The sequence below is a fragment of the Massilia sp. UMI-21 genome (assembly GCA_015277795.1).
Classification (GTDB): domain Bacteria; phylum Pseudomonadota; class Gammaproteobacteria; order Burkholderiales; family Burkholderiaceae_D; genus Telluria.
Genome location: CP063848.1, coordinates 1188747 through 1205359, shown reverse-complemented (window position 1 = coordinate 1205359; position 16613 = coordinate 1188747). Strand labels below are relative to the sequence as shown.

General features: G+C 65.3%; 12 protein-coding genes. 6 read left to right on the top strand and 6 right to left on the bottom strand.

Going from position 1 to position 16613, the window contains the following annotated elements; translation table 11 throughout:
- Window positions 1-147 precede the first annotated feature (147 nt).
- Window positions 148-2925: a DNA polymerase I gene (polA, locus tag IM543_05325; GenBank protein QOY95288.1), complete on the bottom strand. Its 2778-nt coding sequence runs from the start codon at window positions 2923-2925 to the stop codon at window positions 148-150.
- A 174-nt stretch (window positions 2926-3099) separates the two neighbouring features.
- Here polA and IM543_05320 point away from each other — a divergent pair, with 174 nt between their 5' ends.
- The 3 genes from IM543_05320 to IM543_05310 are packed head-to-tail and all read left to right on the top strand — an operon-like array spanning window position 3100 to window position 5404.
- Window positions 3100-3606, top strand: a complete 507-nt coding sequence (locus IM543_05320) for a hypothetical protein (GenBank protein ID QOY95287.1) — start codon at window positions 3100-3102, stop codon at window positions 3604-3606.
- Between the two features lie 59 nt (window positions 3607-3665).
- Entirely contained in the window at window positions 3666-4625 is a 960-nt protein-coding gene (locus IM543_05315; GenBank protein QOY95286.1) for a homoserine kinase, read from the top strand.
- On the top strand, window positions 4622-5404 hold the full coding sequence (locus tag IM543_05310) for a hypothetical protein (GenBank protein QOY95285.1): 783 nt from the start codon (window positions 4622-4624) through the stop codon (window positions 5402-5404). Before IM543_05315 ends, IM543_05310 begins: the two co-directional genes overlap by 4 nt.
- Before the next feature lie 101 nt (window positions 5405-5505).
- On the opposite strand, the gene IM543_05305 is transcribed toward IM543_05310, so the two are convergent.
- Window positions 5506-7818, bottom strand: a complete 2313-nt coding sequence (locus tag IM543_05305; protein ID QOY95284.1) for a UvrD-helicase domain-containing protein — start codon at window positions 7816-7818, stop codon at window positions 5506-5508.
- A gap of 172 nt (window positions 7819-7990) precedes the next feature.
- Between IM543_05305 and IM543_05300 the strand changes: the two genes are divergently transcribed.
- Window positions 7991-8497: a hemerythrin domain-containing protein gene (locus tag IM543_05300; GenBank protein ID QOY95283.1), complete on the top strand. Its 507-nt coding sequence runs from the start codon at window positions 7991-7993 to the stop codon at window positions 8495-8497.
- 55 nt (window positions 8498-8552) lie between these two features.
- Here the strand turns inward: IM543_05300 and IM543_05295 are convergent, their stop codons facing one another.
- Window positions 8553-8957: a GFA family protein gene (locus IM543_05295; protein QOY95282.1), complete on the bottom strand. Its 405-nt coding sequence runs from the start codon at window positions 8955-8957 to the stop codon at window positions 8553-8555.
- A gap of 224 nt (window positions 8958-9181) precedes the next feature.
- Here IM543_05295 and IM543_05290 point away from each other — a divergent pair, with 224 nt between their 5' ends.
- On the top strand, window positions 9182-9730 hold the full coding sequence (locus IM543_05290; GenBank protein QOY95281.1) for an SRPBCC family protein: 549 nt from the start codon (window positions 9182-9184) through the stop codon (window positions 9728-9730).
- A 137-nt stretch (window positions 9731-9867) separates the two neighbouring features.
- On the opposite strand, the gene IM543_05285 is transcribed toward IM543_05290, so the two are convergent.
- Together IM543_05285 and IM543_05280 are read right to left on the bottom strand one after the other, a co-directional pair.
- Window positions 9868-11667 (bottom strand): hypothetical protein, encoded by a 1800-nt coding sequence (locus IM543_05285; GenBank protein ID QOY95280.1) that lies wholly within the window; start codon window positions 11665-11667, stop codon window positions 9868-9870.
- Window positions 11668-11882: 215 nt separating this feature from the next.
- Window positions 11883-12989 carry an S-(hydroxymethyl)glutathione dehydrogenase/class III alcohol dehydrogenase gene (locus IM543_05280; protein QOY95279.1) on the bottom strand — a complete coding sequence of 369 codons (1107 nt, stop codon included), beginning with the start codon at window positions 12987-12989 and terminating at the stop codon, window positions 11883-11885.
- A 354-nt stretch (window positions 12990-13343) separates the two neighbouring features.
- On the opposite strand from IM543_05280, the gene IM543_05275 reads away from it, so the two are divergent.
- Window positions 13344-14906: a S8 family serine peptidase gene (locus IM543_05275; protein ID QOY95278.1), complete on the top strand. Its 1563-nt coding sequence runs from the start codon at window positions 13344-13346 to the stop codon at window positions 14904-14906.
- Window positions 14907-14972: 66 nt separating this feature from the next.
- Here the strand turns inward: IM543_05275 and IM543_05270 are convergent, their stop codons facing one another.
- On the bottom strand, window positions 14973-16439 hold the full coding sequence (locus tag IM543_05270; protein QOY95277.1) for a M20/M25/M40 family metallo-hydrolase: 1467 nt from the start codon (window positions 16437-16439) through the stop codon (window positions 14973-14975).
- Between the last annotated feature and the right edge of the window lie 174 nt (window positions 16440-16613).

Below are 16613 nucleotides of genomic sequence, written 5' to 3'. Positions count from 1 at the left end.
CGCACCATCGCGGCCGCGACTCCCATCCGGCGCCGTTGCCGTAAGCCGCGCACAGCGGCAGGCCGGCCAGGTCGGTGCTGCCGGCGCCCGGATCGAAGCGCTCGTGCCTGGTCTACGAGATCGTCACGCCGTCGCGGCTTTCGCCCTTCAGTGCGCTTGCTCCCAGTTCGGCCCCACGCCGGTCTCGGCCACCAGCGGCACCCTCAAGGTCGCCACGCCCGCCATCAGCTCCGGCAGCTTCACCCGCACCAGTTCCAGCTCGGCTTCCGGCACTTCGAGCACCAGTTCGTCGTGCACCTGCATGATCATGCGCGTGGCCAGCTGGTCGGTCTCGATCCAGCCCTGCACCGCGATCATCGCCAGCTTGATCAGGTCGGCCGCCGTGCCCTGCATCGGCGCATTGATCGCCGCGCGTTCGGCGCCGGCGCGGCGCGGGCCGTTCGGGGAGTTGATCTCGGGGAGCCACAAGCGGCGCCCGAACACGGTCTCGACATAGCCGCGCGCCTTCGCCTGCAGGCGGGTCTCGTCCATGTACTGCTTCACGCCGGCGAAGCGCGCGAAATAGCGGTCGATGTAGCTGGCCGCGGCGCCGCGCTCGATGCCCAGGTTCTGGGCCAGGCCAAAGGCGCTCATGCCGTAGATCAGGCCGAAGTTGATCACCTTGGCGTAGCGGCGCTGCTCGCTCTGCACTTCTTCCGGGTTGACCCCGAAGATCTCGGCGGCGGTGGCGCGGTGGATGTCCTCGCCGTCCGCAAAGGCTTTCAGCATGGCCGGGTCGCCCGAGATATGCGCCATGATGCGCAGCTCGATCTGCGAATAGTCGGCAGAGACGATCACGTTGCCGGGCGCTGCGATGAAGGCTTCGCGGATGCGGCGGCCTTCGGCGTTACGCACCGGGATGTTTTGCAGGTTCGGCTCGTTCGAGGACAGGCGGCCGGTGATCGCCACCGCCTGCGCGTAGTTGGTATGCACGCGGCCGGTCTTCTGGTTGACCATCTTCGGCAGCTTGTCGGTGTAGGTCGACTTGAGCTTCGACATGCCGCGGTGCTCGAGCAGGATCTTGGGCAGCGGGTAATCCTCGGCCAGTTTCTGCAGCACCTCTTCATCGGTGGACGGCGCGCCGGTGGCGGTCTTCTTGATCACCGGCAGGCCGAGTTTCACGAAGAAGATCTCGCCGATCTGCTTGGGCGAACCGAGGTTGAAGGGACCGCCGGCCAGTTCATAGGCCTGCTGTTCCAGCTCCAGCATGCGCGCACCCAGCTCGCCCGACTGCACGGCAAGCAGCTCGGCGTCGATCAGCACGCCGTTGCGCTCGATCTTCTGCAGCACTTCCATGGTCGGCATCTCGATGTTGCGGTAGATGTAGGCCAGGCCCTTGTCGGCCTCGACGTGGCCCAGCATCGCCTGGTGCAGTCGCAGGGTGATGTCGGAATCCTCGCCGGCATACTCGGTGGCGCGGCCCAGTTCCACCTGGTCGAAGCAGATCTGGCTGGCGCCCTTGCCGCACACGTCCACGTAGGGAATCGTGGTGTAGCCGAGGTGGCGCATGGCCATGGTGTCCATGTCGTGCGGCTTGTGCGACTCGAACACGTAGGACTCCAGCAGCGTGTCGTGCACGATCCCCTTCAGCCTGATGCCGTGGTTTTCGAAGATGTGCATGTCGTACTTGAGGTTCTGGCCCAGCTTGGGCTTGGCCGGATTCTCCAGCCAGGGGCGCATCCGCTCGAGCACGTGTTCGCGCGACAGCTGGTCGGGCGCGCCGGCATAGCGGTGCGCCACCGGGATGTAGGCGCCCTTGCCCGCTTCGACCGACAGCGAGATGCCGACCATCTCGGCCGTCATCGGATCGAGCGAGGTGGTTTCGGTGTCGACCGAGGTCAGCTCGGCCGCGTCGACCAGGGCCAGCCACTTGTCGAGCTGCTCCTCGAGGAGGATGGTCTCGTACTCGCCCTTGATGACGGCCATGCCCGGCAGGGTGCCGGAGGCGCCCTCGGGGGAATTGAGCGGCGCGCCGCCCGGGCCCGCGCCGCGGGCCGGGGCGACTGCGCCATCGGCACGTCCATTGCCGCCGCCCAGTTCGCGCAGCATGGTCTTGAAACCGTAGCGCTGGAAGAAGTCGCGCAGGGCCCCGGCGTCTTCGGGACGGCCGACCAGGGTTTCCTCGAACGAGACCACGTGCTTGACCAGGTCGCAGTCGGTCTTCACGGTGATCAGTTCGCGGCCTTTCGGCAGCCAGTCGAGCGCGGCGAGCAGGTTCTTGCCGACCGCGCCGCCGATGCTGTGGGCGTTCTCGATCACGCCGTCGAGCGAGCCATGCAGGGCCAGCCACTTCACCGCCGTCTTCGGGCCGCACTTGCTCACGCCCGGGACGTTGTCGACGGTATCGCCGATCAGGGTCAGGTAGTCGATGATGCGGTTCGGCGGCACGCCGAACTTGGCGATGACGCCGGCCTCGTCCAGTTTCTCGTTGCTCATCGTATTGATGAGCATGACCCGGTCGTTGACCAGCTGCGCCAGGTCCTTGTCGCCGGTCGAAATCACGGTCTTCATGCCGCGCGCGGTAGCCTGCACCGCCAGGGTGCCGATCACGTCGTCGGCCTCGACGCCGTCGACCATCAGGATCGGCCAGCCCATGTGGCGCACCACTTCGTGGATCGGTTCGATCTGCTTGCCCAGGTCTTCCGGCATCGAGGCGCGGGTGGCCTTGTATTCCGGGTAGAGCTCGTCGCGGAAGGTCTTGCCCTTGGCGTCGAACACGCAGGCGATATAGGCCGCCGGATAGTCGGCGCGCAGGCGGCGCAGCATGTTGACCATGCCGTGCATGGCGCCGGTCGGGAAACCGTCCGCGCTGCGCAGGTCGGGCAGCGCATGGTAAGCGCGGTAGAGATAGCTGGAGCCGTCAACCAGCAGCAGGGTATTTTCCATAGGGCGACATAAAAAAGTGAGCCGGCGCAAGCGCCAAAGTGTCCGGCATTATCGCAGAATCGGCCGCGGCGACGCACCGAACAAGGCGGACAGGGCGGTTCCAGTTCACGCACACTTTTCACAGGGAAGCGTGTCGGTTTGTTACAATGAACTAAACGACACAAGGTGACCATCATGTTGCGCACATCTTCCCGCCTGAAACTCCTGTCCCTGTGCGGGGCTCTGAGCCTGATCGCGCATGCCGGCCTGGCCACGGCACAGTCCCAGCAGCAGCCGGTTCAGCAGCAAGCCGCCCGCCCGGCCCAGACGCCACCGCAGCTCGAGCGTATTGAACCGGGCAGCGACGTGCCGGCCACCACCATTCCGCCGAAAGAACGTACCCGCATCATCGAAAAGCGGAACAACAGCGGGCAAGTCACCGAAGTCGTCGTCGACACCGGCAAGAGCCGCTACATCATGAAGCCGCACAACCCGCCCGGCAACGCCCAACCAGGCGACGCCCAGAGCGGCGCGATCCGCGCCCCACAATGGCAGGTCATGGAATTCGACTTCGGCAACCCGAAAAAGCAGGCCGCCGATCCAGCCAACGCGGCGCCGTCCCCGGCGCCGGCCAGGGCGGGCGTACCGCCACGCGCCGATGCGCCGCCACCGCCACCGCTGGAACCTGTCGAAAAAAAATAAATCCTGACGCTGCCGCTGCTTTGGATCGCGGCAGCCGACCCTCACCTTGTTGCTAGCTCATGGCAGTTTTTACCGCGGTCTCGCTGGACGATCTTTCCCAGTGGATCAAGCAGTTCCCCCTCGGCCGCGCCCTCGCGCTCCAGGGCATTTCTTCCGGCATCGACAATAGCAATTTCTTCCTCACGACAGAGCGTGGGGAATTCGTGCTGACCGTTTTCGAAAACCTCGGACGCGAGCAGTTGCCCTTCTACGTGCAGCTGATGCGCCACCTGGCCGAGCGCGGCATTCCGGTGCCGGCGCCGGTGCCGAACGCCGAGGGCGAGCTGGTGGTCACCCTGCACGGCAAGCCGGCCATCATCGTCAGCCGCCTGAGCGGCGCCTCGCAGCTCGACCCGCAGCCGCCGCATTGCGCCGAAGTCGGCACGATGCTGGCGCGCATGCACCTGGCCGGGCGCGACTTCGCCCTCAGCCAGCCGAACCTGCGCGGCCTGGACTGGATCGCCGCCACCGCCCCCACCGTGCTGCCGCTGATTTCGGCGTCCGAAGCGGAACTGCTGCGCAATGAAGTGCGGTACCAGGGCGACTTTGCCGCGACCGCCACCTACGCCGCCTTGATGCGCGGCCCGGTGCACGCCGACCTGTTCCGCAACAACGTGATGTTCGACGGCGAGCGCCTGACCGGCTGCTTCGACTTTTATTTTGCCGGCGTCGACACCTGGCTGTTCGACGTCGCCGTGACCGTCAACGACTGGTGCGTCGACCTGGCGACCGGCTGGCTCGACGAGGCCCGCGTGCATGCCCTGCTGGCCGCCTACCATGCCGTGCGTCCGTTCACGCCGCAGGAGCGGGCTGCCTGGCTGCCGATGCTGCGCGCCGGCGCACTGCGCTTCTGGCTGTCGCGCCTGTACGATCTGCATATTCCGCGTGCGGCAGAACTGCTCACGCCCCACGACCCCACCCACTTTGAACGCATCCTGCGCGCCCGCATCGAACGCGGCGCGCCCGATCTGCCCACATGAACTCTCTCCCCGCAATCACCGGCTGGCACTGGCTCAAGCAAGGCGCCGGCCTGTTCCGCAAACAACCGGCCGCGCTCACCACGCTGCTGTTCGCGAACATCCTGATCAGCATCGGCATCAGCGCAGTGCCCCTGCTCGGGCCGATGATCGCGGTGATCCTGATTCCCTCGTTCTCGATGGCCTTCATGAAGGCCTGCCTGATGATCGAGAACGGCGAGCGCGTCACGCCGGCCGTGCTGCTGACGGGCTTTCGCCAGCCGGTGGTCAAGGACCTGTGCAAGGTGGGACTGGTCTACCTGGGCGTGTCGCTGCTGATGGCCGTGATCACGCGTTTCGCGGTCGACCCGGACTTCTGGGAGCAGGTGGCGCGGCAAGGGCGCGAAGGCGGCCAGGCGCAGGTGGCGGGGTCGGACATCCTGGCGATGTTCATGATCTTCGGGCTGGACGTCGCCGCCTTGATGGCGCTCTGCTTCGCCGCGCCGCTGGCCTACTGGCAGAAGATGGGACCGGGCAAGGCCACCTTCTACAGCTTTTTCGCCGTGGTGCGCAGCGCGCGCGTGTTCATGGTGCTGCTGCTGGCCTGGTTTGCGATCTTCTTCGGCATCTGCATGCTGGTCACGCTGCTGCTGGGCGCCTCCAACCTGACGCGGGTGGTGATCATGTGGCTGATCTTCCTGTTCATCCTGCTGCTGCAGTGCGCGATGTATGCGGGGTATCGGCAGATTTTCGGGAAGCCGGTGGATGGTGCACCGACCGGCGGCGTCAACCTGACCAAGTAGGGTGGTCGGCTCTGCCGACCGCGCGTTCGACCGGACGATGATAAAAGGCGTCGCGTCGATGCATGGTCGGTTTGAACGCGCGGACGGCGAAGCCGTCCACCCTACCGGCCGATCCGCTCCAGCTTCGCCACCGACAGGTCGAGCACCTTCATCCCCGCCGAACCGAAGTTGATCTGGGCGCGCGCCGCCCCTGCCCCACCCTCGATATTCACGATCACCCCTTCGCCGAACTTGGCATGGGAAACGCTCTCTCCCACGCGCCAACCCGAGCCGTTGCCGGATTTTTGCGTGATCTGCTGCGCGATCTTGTTGTCGGAACCGTCGCGGAAGGCGGCGTCGTCCCAGGCCGTGGTCTGCTTGCGGCCGGCGAACCAGTTGGTCTGCACGCGCGGCGACAGCCACTTGATCGACTCCTCGGGCAGCTCGTCGAAGAAGCGCGACTTCATGTTGAAGCGGGTCTGGCCGTGCAGCATGCGCTGCTGGGTAAAGCTCATATATAAACGCTTGCGCGCGCGCGTGATCGCCACGTACATCAGGCGCCGCTCCTCGTCGACGCCGTCGAGTTCGCGCGCGCTGCTCTCGTGCGGGAACAGGCCTTCTTCGAGGCCGGTGATGAACACCGCGTCGAATTCCAGGCCCTTGGCCGAGTGCACCGTCATCAGTTGCAGCGCGTCCTGGCCGGCTTGCGCCTGGGCGTCGCCCGCTTCCAGCGAGGCGTGCGTGAGGAAGGCCGACAGCGGCGACATCACGCTGGCCAGCGGGGCGTCGGCATCGAGGATCTCGATGCCGTCCTGGTTGACGATGGCTTCGCCGATCTGCGGCAGCGCCTGCGGGCCGAGATGGGCCGGGGCGCCCTGGCCGAAGCCTTCTTCCTGCACGAACTGGGTGGCCGCGTTGACCATCTGCTCGAGGTTCTCGATGCGGTCGGCGCCTTCTTTCTCGTTCTGGTAATGCTGCAACAGGCCGCTGCGCTCCAGCACCACGCTCACCAGTTCGGGCAGCGGCAGTTGCTGGGTTTCGAAACGCGCCGATTCGACCAGTTTCACGAAGGCGCCGAGCGCGCCGCCGGCCTTGCCCGTCATGTAGGGCACCGCCGCGTACAGCGAAACGCCGTAGGAATCGGCCGCCATCTGCAGCTGCTCGATCGAGCGCGCGCCGATGCCGCGGGTGGGGAAGTTCACCACGCGCATGAAAGCCGAATCGTTGTGCGGGTTGTCCATTAGCTGCAGATAGGCGATGGCGTGCTTGACCTCGGCGCGCTGGAAGTAGCGCAGGCCGCCATACACGGTATAGGGCAGGCCGGCCGCGAACAGCGCATGCTCGATCACGCGGCTCTGCGCGTTGGAACGGTACAGGATCGCGATCTCGCTGCGCGACAGGCCCTCGTTCATCAGGCTCTTGGCTTCCTCGATGATCCACTGCGCCTCTTCGAGGTCGGAGCTGGCCTCGTACACCCGCACCTGCTCGCCCTGCCCCGCATCGGTACGCAGGTTCTTCCCTAAACGCTTGGTGTTGTTGGCGATCAGGTAGTTGGCGCTGTCGAGGATGTGGCCGAAGGAGCGGTAGTTCTGCTCCAGCTTGATCAGGTTCTTGACGCGGAATTCGCGCTCGAAGGCCTGCATGTTGCCGACGTTGGCGCCACGGAAGGCATAGATGCTCTGGTCGTCGTCGCCGACGGCGAAGATGGCGCCGCCGCCCTCCTCGTCGTGGCCGGCCAGCAGTTTCAGCAAGTTGTACTGCAGGTCGTTGGTGTCCTGGAACTCGTCGACCAGGATGTGGCGGAAGCGCATCTGGTAGTGCTGGCGCAGCGGTCCGTTGCGCGCCAGCAGTTCGTACGAACGCAGCAGCAGTTCGGCGAAATCGACCACGCCCTCGCGCTGGCACTGGCCCTCGTACAGCTCGTAGAGCTCGATCATGCGACGCTCGATCGGGTCGTTCGGCTCGAGCCGGTTGGCGCGCAGGCCCTGTTCCTTGGCGTTGTTGATGAAGTACATCAGCGCCTTGGCCGGGTATTTTTCGTCGTCCACGTTGTTCGCCTTCAGCAGACGCTTGATGAGCGAGAGCTGGTCTTGCGAATCGAGGATCTGGAAGGCCTGCGGCAAGGCCGCATCTTTATAGTGGGTGCGCAGCAGGCGGTTGCACAGGCCGTGGAAGGTGCCGATCCACATGCCGCGCGTATTGATCGGCAGCATGGAAGACAGGCGGGTCAGCATCTCCTTCGCCGCCTTGTTCGTGAAGGTCACGGCCATGATGCCGGCGGGCGACACCTGCCCGGTCTGGATCAGCCAGGCGATGCGGGTCGTGAGCACGCGCGTCTTGCCGGAACCGGCGCCGGCCAGGATCAGCGCGCTCTGCGACGGCAGGGTGACGGCGGCGAGCTGTTCGGGATTGAGATTATGGAGGAGATTCTGCATCCGGCCATTATAACGCTGTGATTACTGTATGCCCATCCAGCTTTGCAACAGTCGCGGCAGGCTGCGTCAAACATGCGCGTATTGATCTTTGCGCCGTCTGCGCTAGCCTGAAAGACCGTGGCGGCGGCGTGCCGTTCGCCGCCCGGGCAACGAGTAATCAAGGGAGGATGGTATGGCAAGCGAACACGAAACAGGCAGGCATGGCGCCTTTCCGGTCGACCGCCCGGTCGAGGCGCTGGTGCGCGACCACGACATGGTGCGCGCGCTGGCCGACAAGTATCTGAACAGCGACAGCCGGGAAGTGAAGAAACAGGCCGGCAAGCAGATCCTGCAGGCCCTGTACCTGCATTCGCAGCTGGAGGAATCGGTCTTCTACCCGGCGGTACGCAGCATCGACGAACCGCTGATCGCCCACTTCGAGCAGGCCCATCGGAAAGTCGATGCGCTGCTGGCGACGCTGGAGCGCATGCCGCTCGACGACGCCCACAGCGACCAGCTGATGCGCGAACTGATCGGTGCGGTCACGGCCCATATCCAGGAAGAGGAAATCCAGCTGTTCCCGCGCATCGAAGGCTCGGGCGTGGACATGATAACGGTGGGGCTGGAGATGCAGGCGTTCGAGGCCAACATGGTGCACACGCAGGGCCAGATGAGCGACTCGCAGATCCGGCGGCGCTAGGATGCGAGCAATGCCGGCGCCTGCCCGGCGCCGCGCCGGAAGGCAAGGCGGAAAATCACTTGCCGGCGGAGCGCGTCGTCGGATATTCGGGCAGGCCGTCGTGCAGCTTCATCCATTGCAGGCGGCTGCGCACGAAGGTATGGTCGCCCGGCGGCGCCTGTTCCGGGTCGTCGAGGCTGGCGCTGGTGATGTCGAGTTCTTCCGGCCAGCGGCTGTCTTCGAAGCTCAGCGTGGTGCCGCACAGCGGACAGAAGCCGCGCTGCACGTGTTCGCTCGACACGAAGCGTGCCGGAGCACCTTGCGTGAAACGAAAGTCGGCGCGACGCGCGCTGAACCAGGCCAGGGTCGGCGCCCCGGAGATCCTGCGGCAGTCGCTGCAGTGGCACAGCGTACTGTTGAAGATCTCGCCTGTTACCGCATAGCGAACTGCACCGCAGAAACATCCTCCTTGCAAGTTCATTTTGGTCTCCTTTCTGGCGGCCAATAACGGACTCATCAGTATAAGCGGCCCATCCTTTCGCGCGCCGCCCGATTGTCTTTTCGCTTATTTTAAACAGAGATTCGCGACAGTTCGCGTGGCCCGTCGGACCAAGAACGTAACGAAGCCAAGGCCTCCACATGCCGCGTTCCGGGCCAGACCAATCATGCATGTGGAGAGGCTTCCCAGCCCAAAGGAGAATACTTATGCTGAACCGCGTAGTTACCGTTGCCGCACTCGCTGTCGGTGGCATGATGCTGTCGAAAAAACTGAAACAGAACCGTACCGGCTATGGCGCCAGCTCGTCGGTGTCCGAGTCGATCGAGATCAACGTCCCGGTCAAGACCGCCTATAACCAGTGGACGCAGTTCGAAGATTTCCCGCAGTTCATGAAGAGCGTGAAGGAAATCCGCCAGCTCGACGACAAGCACCTGCACTGGCGCGCCAACGTCGCCGGCGAAGAGAAGGAGTGGGATGTCGAGATCACCGAACAGGTGCCGGACAAGCGCATCGCATGGCGCAGCGTCACCGGCGTGAAGAACGGCGGCGTCGCCACCTTCCACAAAATCTCGGACAACTGCTGCCGCGTCATGGTCCAGATGGACTATGAGCCGGACGGCGCGGTCGAAACCGTTGGCGACGCCATGGGCGCCGTCCGCATGGAGCTGCGCGGCAACCTGCACAACTTCAAGGAACTGCTGGAGAAACGCGGCTCGGAAACCGGCGCGTGGCGCGGCAAGATCGCGCAGCAATAAAATCGCCCACATCGGCGCATGCTGCTGAGGCTGCATGCGTCGGCGATTTTTGACCATGTGGTAAAAAAAGGCCTGTCGCTGGAAGCGGCAGGCCTTTTTCTTTTGCAACAGGGCTCCTGGCTGGCCCCGCAGGCAGGTCAACCCGCCTGCGGCACCGGCTTGGCCAGTCCTTTTTCCCGGGCTTCGCGGATCAGCGCGCGCACCGTCTTGTCGGCCGCCTTGCTCTCGCGTTCCATCTCCTTGCCGAGCGCGCCCATTTTCTCGCCGATCGCCTCCATCGGCTTGCCGGCCTCGCCCATGCGGCGGCCGATCTCGTCCATCGACTTGCGGGCCTGGTCCATGCCGGGCTGGTCGTGGAGCCGGCTGATCTCCTCGCCCGCCGCCGACAACTGCTTGCCGACTTCGCCCATGCGCTTCTGGAGGCGCTCGCGTTCCTTGACGCTGTCGGTCGTCCCCATCCGCTTGCCGAGCCTGTCCATCTCTTCGCCGAGCGCTTCCATGCGCTCTTCGATGCGGCGGACCTGGCCCTCGTCCGGCTTGAAGCCGCGCGCTGCCACTTCCATTTCCTTGCCGAGCACATCCATTTTCTTGCCGTGCACGTCCATTTCCTTGCCGTACACGTCCATCTGTTTGCCCAGCTTGTTCACCGGCGCCCAGGCTGCATCGATCCGTGCCAGCATGGCGGCATCCTGGATGATGTACGCCTGCCCGCCTTCGCGGAACCACAGGAAGTTCCCACCAATGCGGTCCCGGGCCTGCTTGACCTCATCCCAATCGTCGCTGCTGCCGCTCATGCTCATTCCTTTGTCGCCTGCGCGCACAAGGGCATAGGGCGGCTCGGCGCCGGGTTTGACGACGCGGCCTTCGTTGCGCGCTTCCTGTTGCGCGCTGCGCGCCGGCCCGGACGCCGGTTCGGCGGCGGCATGCGCGGGCGCCGACCAGGAATAGAACGCGGCGCAGGCGGCCAGGCCCAGGATCGGCAAGGCGAGTTTCCAGTTCAGCGGTTCGGCTTCGGGACGAACCAGGCGTTTAATGCGGGACATAAGATTTCCTCCATGTGCTGCTGGGGCAAGTTGCGGGGTGAACTGGAACAAGTCCAGTTCGGACAATGCAAGGGCCAGGCGCCGCGGTTCGCCGAGCGTGCTTGCGGCTACATCATCTGCAATCTGTTCGCGCTCTTCGCGGATCCGGTGCGACAGCCACCACACGGCCGGGTGGTAGAACAGCAGGATCTCGATCGCGCTCTGAAGCACATTCACCAGGTAATCGCAGCGGCGCACATGCGCCAGTTCGTGGGCCAGCAGCGCTTCCAGCAGCTGCGGCGGCATGCCCGAGACCAGCGCCGCCGGCACCAGCACCACCGGCCGCCACCAGCCGGCCGTCACCGGACTGGTCAAATCGTCGACCACGCCGAGCGTGACGCGGCGGGCGATCCCCATGCCGCGCGCCATCCGGTCGAGGCGCAGCTGCCAGGTCGGATGAAGCCGGTACTGGCCGGGGCGACTACGGCGGCGCACCCAGGCCAGCCCGCACACCATGCGCAGTGCCAGTACGCCGGCGCCGAGCGACCAGAACAGCACCACCAGCGGCAACCGCTCCTGCAGCGCCGACTCCCAGCCGGCGAAGCGGCCGGCATCGATCACGGCGGCCGGCAGCCGCCCTGCCGCCACCGCGCCGGCCTGCCTTGCCGCCAGCGCCAGCGAGGAGCTCGGCGCGCCGGTATCTGCAGCGGCGATGCGCTGCACGGTGCCGGCCAGCGGCAGCGCCGCGCACAGCAGCAGCGCGCCGCAGGCCACCAGGTAACGGGCTTGCGGCCGCGCCTTGCGCATCAGCGCCAACAACAGCGCGGCGATCCAGCCGAGCACCAGGCCCTGCCACAGGAAATCGATCAGTGCCCAGGCCAGGCTGGACGCGGCCGTGCCGACCAGTTCGTTCATCGGTACTCCCTTTCCGTCATTCGCAACTAGATTAAAAGTTCTAGATAAAATTGTCTAGAACTTTTTTTCTACTTTGAGCCGACAGCGTCGGCATGCTGGCACTGTAGGCGTGCGCGGGGCTGCCGGCGAGCCCGGTGCGACAGGCGGCAGGATTGGCGGAACAGAATGGAAAACGCGGCCCGGAGGCCGCGCAGGAAGCATGCGTCAGGCGGAGATCAAAACACGACGACTGAGCGGATCGACTCGCCCGACTTCATCAGGTCGAAGCCTTCGTTGATGCGCTCGAGCGGCAGGTGGTGGGTGATCAGGTCGTCGATGTTGATCTTGTTTTCCATGTACCAGTCGACGATCTTGGGCACGTCGGTGCGCCCGCGCGCGCCGCCGAAGGCCGAGCCTTTCCACACCCGGCCGGTCACCAGCTGGAACGGACGGGTCGAGATCTCCTGGCCGGCCGCCGCCACGCCGATGATGATCGACTGGCCCCAGCCCTTGTGGCAGCACTCGAGCGCCTGGCGCATGGTGGTGACGTTGCCGACGCACTCGAAGCTGTAGTCGGCGCCGCCGTCGGTCAGCCCGACGATGCTGTCGACCACGTTCTCGACCTGGGTCGGGTTGATGAAGTGGGTCATGCCGAACTTGCGCGCCATCGCCTCGCGTTCCGGGTTCAGGTCCACGCCGATGATCTTGTCGGCGCCGACCATCTTCGCTGCCTGGATCACGTTCAGGCCGATGCCGCCCAGGCCGAACACGACCACGTTGGCGCCCGCCTCCACCTTGGCGGTGAAGATCACCGCGCCGATACCGGTGGTGACGCCGCAGCCGATGTAGCAGATCTTGTCGAAAGGCGCGTCCGAACGCACCTTGGCCAGCGCGATTTCCGGCACCACGATGTAGTTCGAGAAGGTCGAGGTGCCCATGTAGTGGTACAGCGGCTTGCCGTCGAGCGAGAAGCGGGAAGTCGCGTCGGGCATCAGGCCGCGGCCCTGCGTGGAGCGGATCGCCTGGCACAGGTTGGTCTTCTGCGACAGGCAGAACTTGCACTGGCGGCATTCCGGCGTGTACAGCGGAATGACGTGGTCGTCCTTGCGCAGGCTGGTGACGCCCGGACCGACATCGACCACCACGCCCGCGCCTTCATGGCCGAGGATGGCCGGGAACAGGCCTTCCGGGTCGGCACCCGACAGCGTGTAGTAATCGGTGTGGCAGATGCCGGTCGCCTTGACTTCGACGAGTACCTCGCCGGCCTTCGGGCCTTCGAGTTCGACTTCTTCGATCGTGAGCGGATGGCCCGCCTTCCATGCAACTGCAGCCTTGGTTTTCATGTTTCCCTTCCTAAACGAGCGTAGGACGCCGCCGAATTGCAACGCCGTAAAGTTTGAAATGATAACAAGGACCGCGGAGACGTGCGGCGGGCGCTGCGAGCGCAGCCGTTGTGGGCTAAAAATGCTTTAGATGTTTGGGAAAAACGATAACACGCCAATCGCTGTTTGGCACTTCAATTTTTACACCGTTTATTCCATGTCAAGTCTTTCCTACGCACAGTTGAATTTCATGTGCATGAGGTATGACTTTTGGCATAGACTAATTTCACCGCGGATGTATGTATGCGGAAATAACCAGCGCACGGAACCAACAGAGTCCCGGCGACACAATATGTTTTCAAACGGAGAATATTAATGGTAGACAAAAATACTCGCGCAAGTTCCCTTCGTGTTTGCCTGGCGGCCCTGGTCGCTGCCGGCGTGCTCGGCAACGTGCAGGCGGCAGCTCCCGACACCACCCGCATCATCGTCGCCTTCAAGCCGGGCGCCGCGGCCAAGATGAAGTCGGCCGTTGCCGCAGCCAAGGGTTCGGTCAAGCACGACATCTTCGGCATGAACGCCATGGCCATCGAGGTGCCGGCAGTCGCGCTGAAGGGCCTGGAGAACAATCCCAACGTCGAGTACATCGAAGAAGACGTCATTCGCAAGCCGTTTGCCCTGACCAGCCCGTCGACCGGCAGCCCGTATGCGTCGGGCCAGCTGGTCCCGTACGGCATCAAGCAGGTGCAGGCCGACCAGCTGTCGGACTCGCTTGCTGCCAACCGCAAGGTCTGCATCATCGACTCGGGCTATGACCGCAACCACGAAGACCTGTCGAGCAACCCGGCCACCGGTGAATACGACGCCGGCACCGGCTGGTGGTACACCGACGAGAACCACCACGGCACCCACGTGGCCGGCACCATCGCCGCCATCAACAACAGCGGCACCGGCGTGGTCGGCGTCAACGCCAACAAGCAGCTCAAGCTGCACATCGTGAAGGTGTTCGGCGCGAGTGGCTGGGCGTATTCGTCGACCCTGGCCTCGGCCGCCAACAAGTGCGGCGCCGCCGGCGCCAACGTGATCAGCATGTCGCTCGGCGGTGGCCGTTCGAGCAAGACCGAGCAGCGCGCCTTCGACAGCCTGTACGCGAAAGGCGTCCTGAACGTCGCCGCCGCCGGCAACGACGGCAACACCGTGGTCTCCTACCCGGCCGGCTACAGCAGCGTGGTGATGGTCGGCGCCGTGGACGAGAACAAGCAGTGGGCCAGCTTCTCGCAGTACAACAGCCAGGTCGAGCTGGCCGGTCCGGGCGTCAGCGTCCTGTCCACCGTGCCGATGGCGTCGGGCCAGGAAGCGGTCCTGACGGTCGGCGGCAGCACCTATGCCCCCGGTGCGATGGAAGGCTCGCCGGTCAAGACCGCCACCGCGCCGCTGGCCGACTTCGGCATCGGCGACACGGTCAACAGCGCCGTCTCCGGCAAGGTCTGCCTGATCCAGCGCGGCACCGTGGACTTCGCCACCAAGGTCTCGAACTGCCAGAACAGCGGCGGCGTCGGCGCCGTGGTGTACAACAACGCGGCAGGCAGCTTCGGCGGCACGCTGGGCACCACCGTGACCACCATCCCGTCGGTGACCGCGACCGACATCGAGGGCGCGGCGATGAAGAACCAGCTGGGCCAGAGCGCTACCGTCGGCATCAAGGCCAGCAACTACGCCTACTTCGACGGCACCTCGATGGCGACTCCGCACGTGTCGGCCGTGGCGGCCCTGGTGTGGAGCTACTTCCCGACCTGTAGCGCTGCGCAGATGCGTGCCTCGCTCACCAAGAGCGCGCTCGACCTGGGCACTGCCGGCCGCGACACCAAGTACGGTTTCGGCCTGGTGCAGGCCAAGGCCGCACGCGACCGCATCGCTTCGCTGGGCTGCGGTAACTAAGCCTCGCGCTGCAATAAACAAAAGGACGCTTCGGCGTCCTTTTGTTTTACGGCGCTGCCGCTGCGCTCACTGCGCGGCCGGCGTGCCGGACCCGAGCGCGCGCCCCTTGGCGGCGTAGCCCGCCGCCTTCGGCGCGCTGGTCCAGACCGGACGCTCGCGCGCATTCGCGACGTCGGCCACACCCTGGGCCAGCATGCGCGTCACGCGCGCCATGTTGTCGTAGTCGAGCTTGTCCCAGGTGTCGTCCTTGCCGTGGTAATCCGGGAAGCCGTAGGCCACCGACAGCGTGTGGGCCGGCACGCCGACGTCGGCCAGCGACTGGTTGTCGGCGCGCGAGAAGAACAGGTCGCTGAAGGACGCATGCTTCCACAGGCGGATTCCGGTCTGGCCGGCGGACGGCTTGAGCATCTCGCCCAGGTTCGAGAAATCGAAGCCGGTCATCGCGATCGAATTCAGCTGACGGCCCTCGCTGTCGTCGGTGCGCCCGGTCTGTTCCAGGTTGATGTTGGCCACGGTGTCCTTCAGCGGGAACAGCGGGTGGCGCGCATAGTATTTCGAGCCGAGCATGCCGAGTTCCTCGCCGAACAGGGTCACGAACACGATGCTGCGGCGCGGGCGCTCCTTGCGGGCGGCCAGCGCATGGGCGATCTCGATGAGCGAGCCGACGCCGCTGGCATCGTCGTTGGCGCCGTTGTAGATCTCGCCGTTGCGGATGCCGACGTGATCGTGGTGCGCCGTCACCAGGACGTAGGAATCCTTCAAGGCCGGATCCGCGCCGCGCAGCACACCGGCCACGTTGCGCAGCTTGACCGGGCGGATGCCTGGCGCGGCCACCCGCGCCGTCACGGTGGCGCCGCCCTTCTCCAGCGCCGCGGCCACGTCGGCGGCATGCAGCACCAGGACCGGCACGGCGCCCTTGGCTGGCGGCTGTTCCGGGTCGATCAGCCAGCCGCCGGTGCCCGACGCATGGCGCCGCTCGCGGTCGATCATGATGATCAGGGCCGGCTTGCCGGTGATTTTTTCCTGCAGCTGGCGGGCCGCGCCCGGCACCGGCGCGGCCGGCACCACCAATACCTTGCCGTTGGCGGCTTCGCTGTTTTCCAGGGCGTCCTTCCAGGGCATGAAGACCGCCGGCGTCGCCGCGAGCTTGACCGGATCGAGGAAGTGGCCGGTCACGCCGCCGGCCGGCACCGCAAGGGTAGCGCCGCCTGCGGACACGTTCATGACCACGTCCTCGGGCTTGCGTTCGGCGTATTGCCAGTGCGCGGTCTGAAAATAGGCATCGTCGCCGGCCGGTTCCAGGCCGGCGCTACGGAACTGGGCCGCGATGTATTCGACCGCCACATCCTGCCCGCGCGAAGGCGTGCCGCGTCCTTCGAGCGCGTCGGAGGCGAGGAAGGAAACGTGGCCGCGCAAGGCCTCGGGCGAAATGCTGCGCACGCCGGCGGGAAGCTGGGCGCATCCGGTGGCGGCCAGGGCCAGGCCGAGGGCGAGGACGTGGGCGGAGAGAAGCTTGGTCGGGTGAAGGCGCATGCAACGGGCTTTCATGATAATGGCAAGAAAAGCAATATCGCATGCTCGGCGGCATGCGGTCAATCCATCCGGGGGGCGATTCGATGCATATCTTCCGCCCGATTGTCCACGCTGTGTTCCCGAGCGAACCGACCGGCGCCGCGGATTCGCCTAGGCTGGGCTCCATCGTGCGAC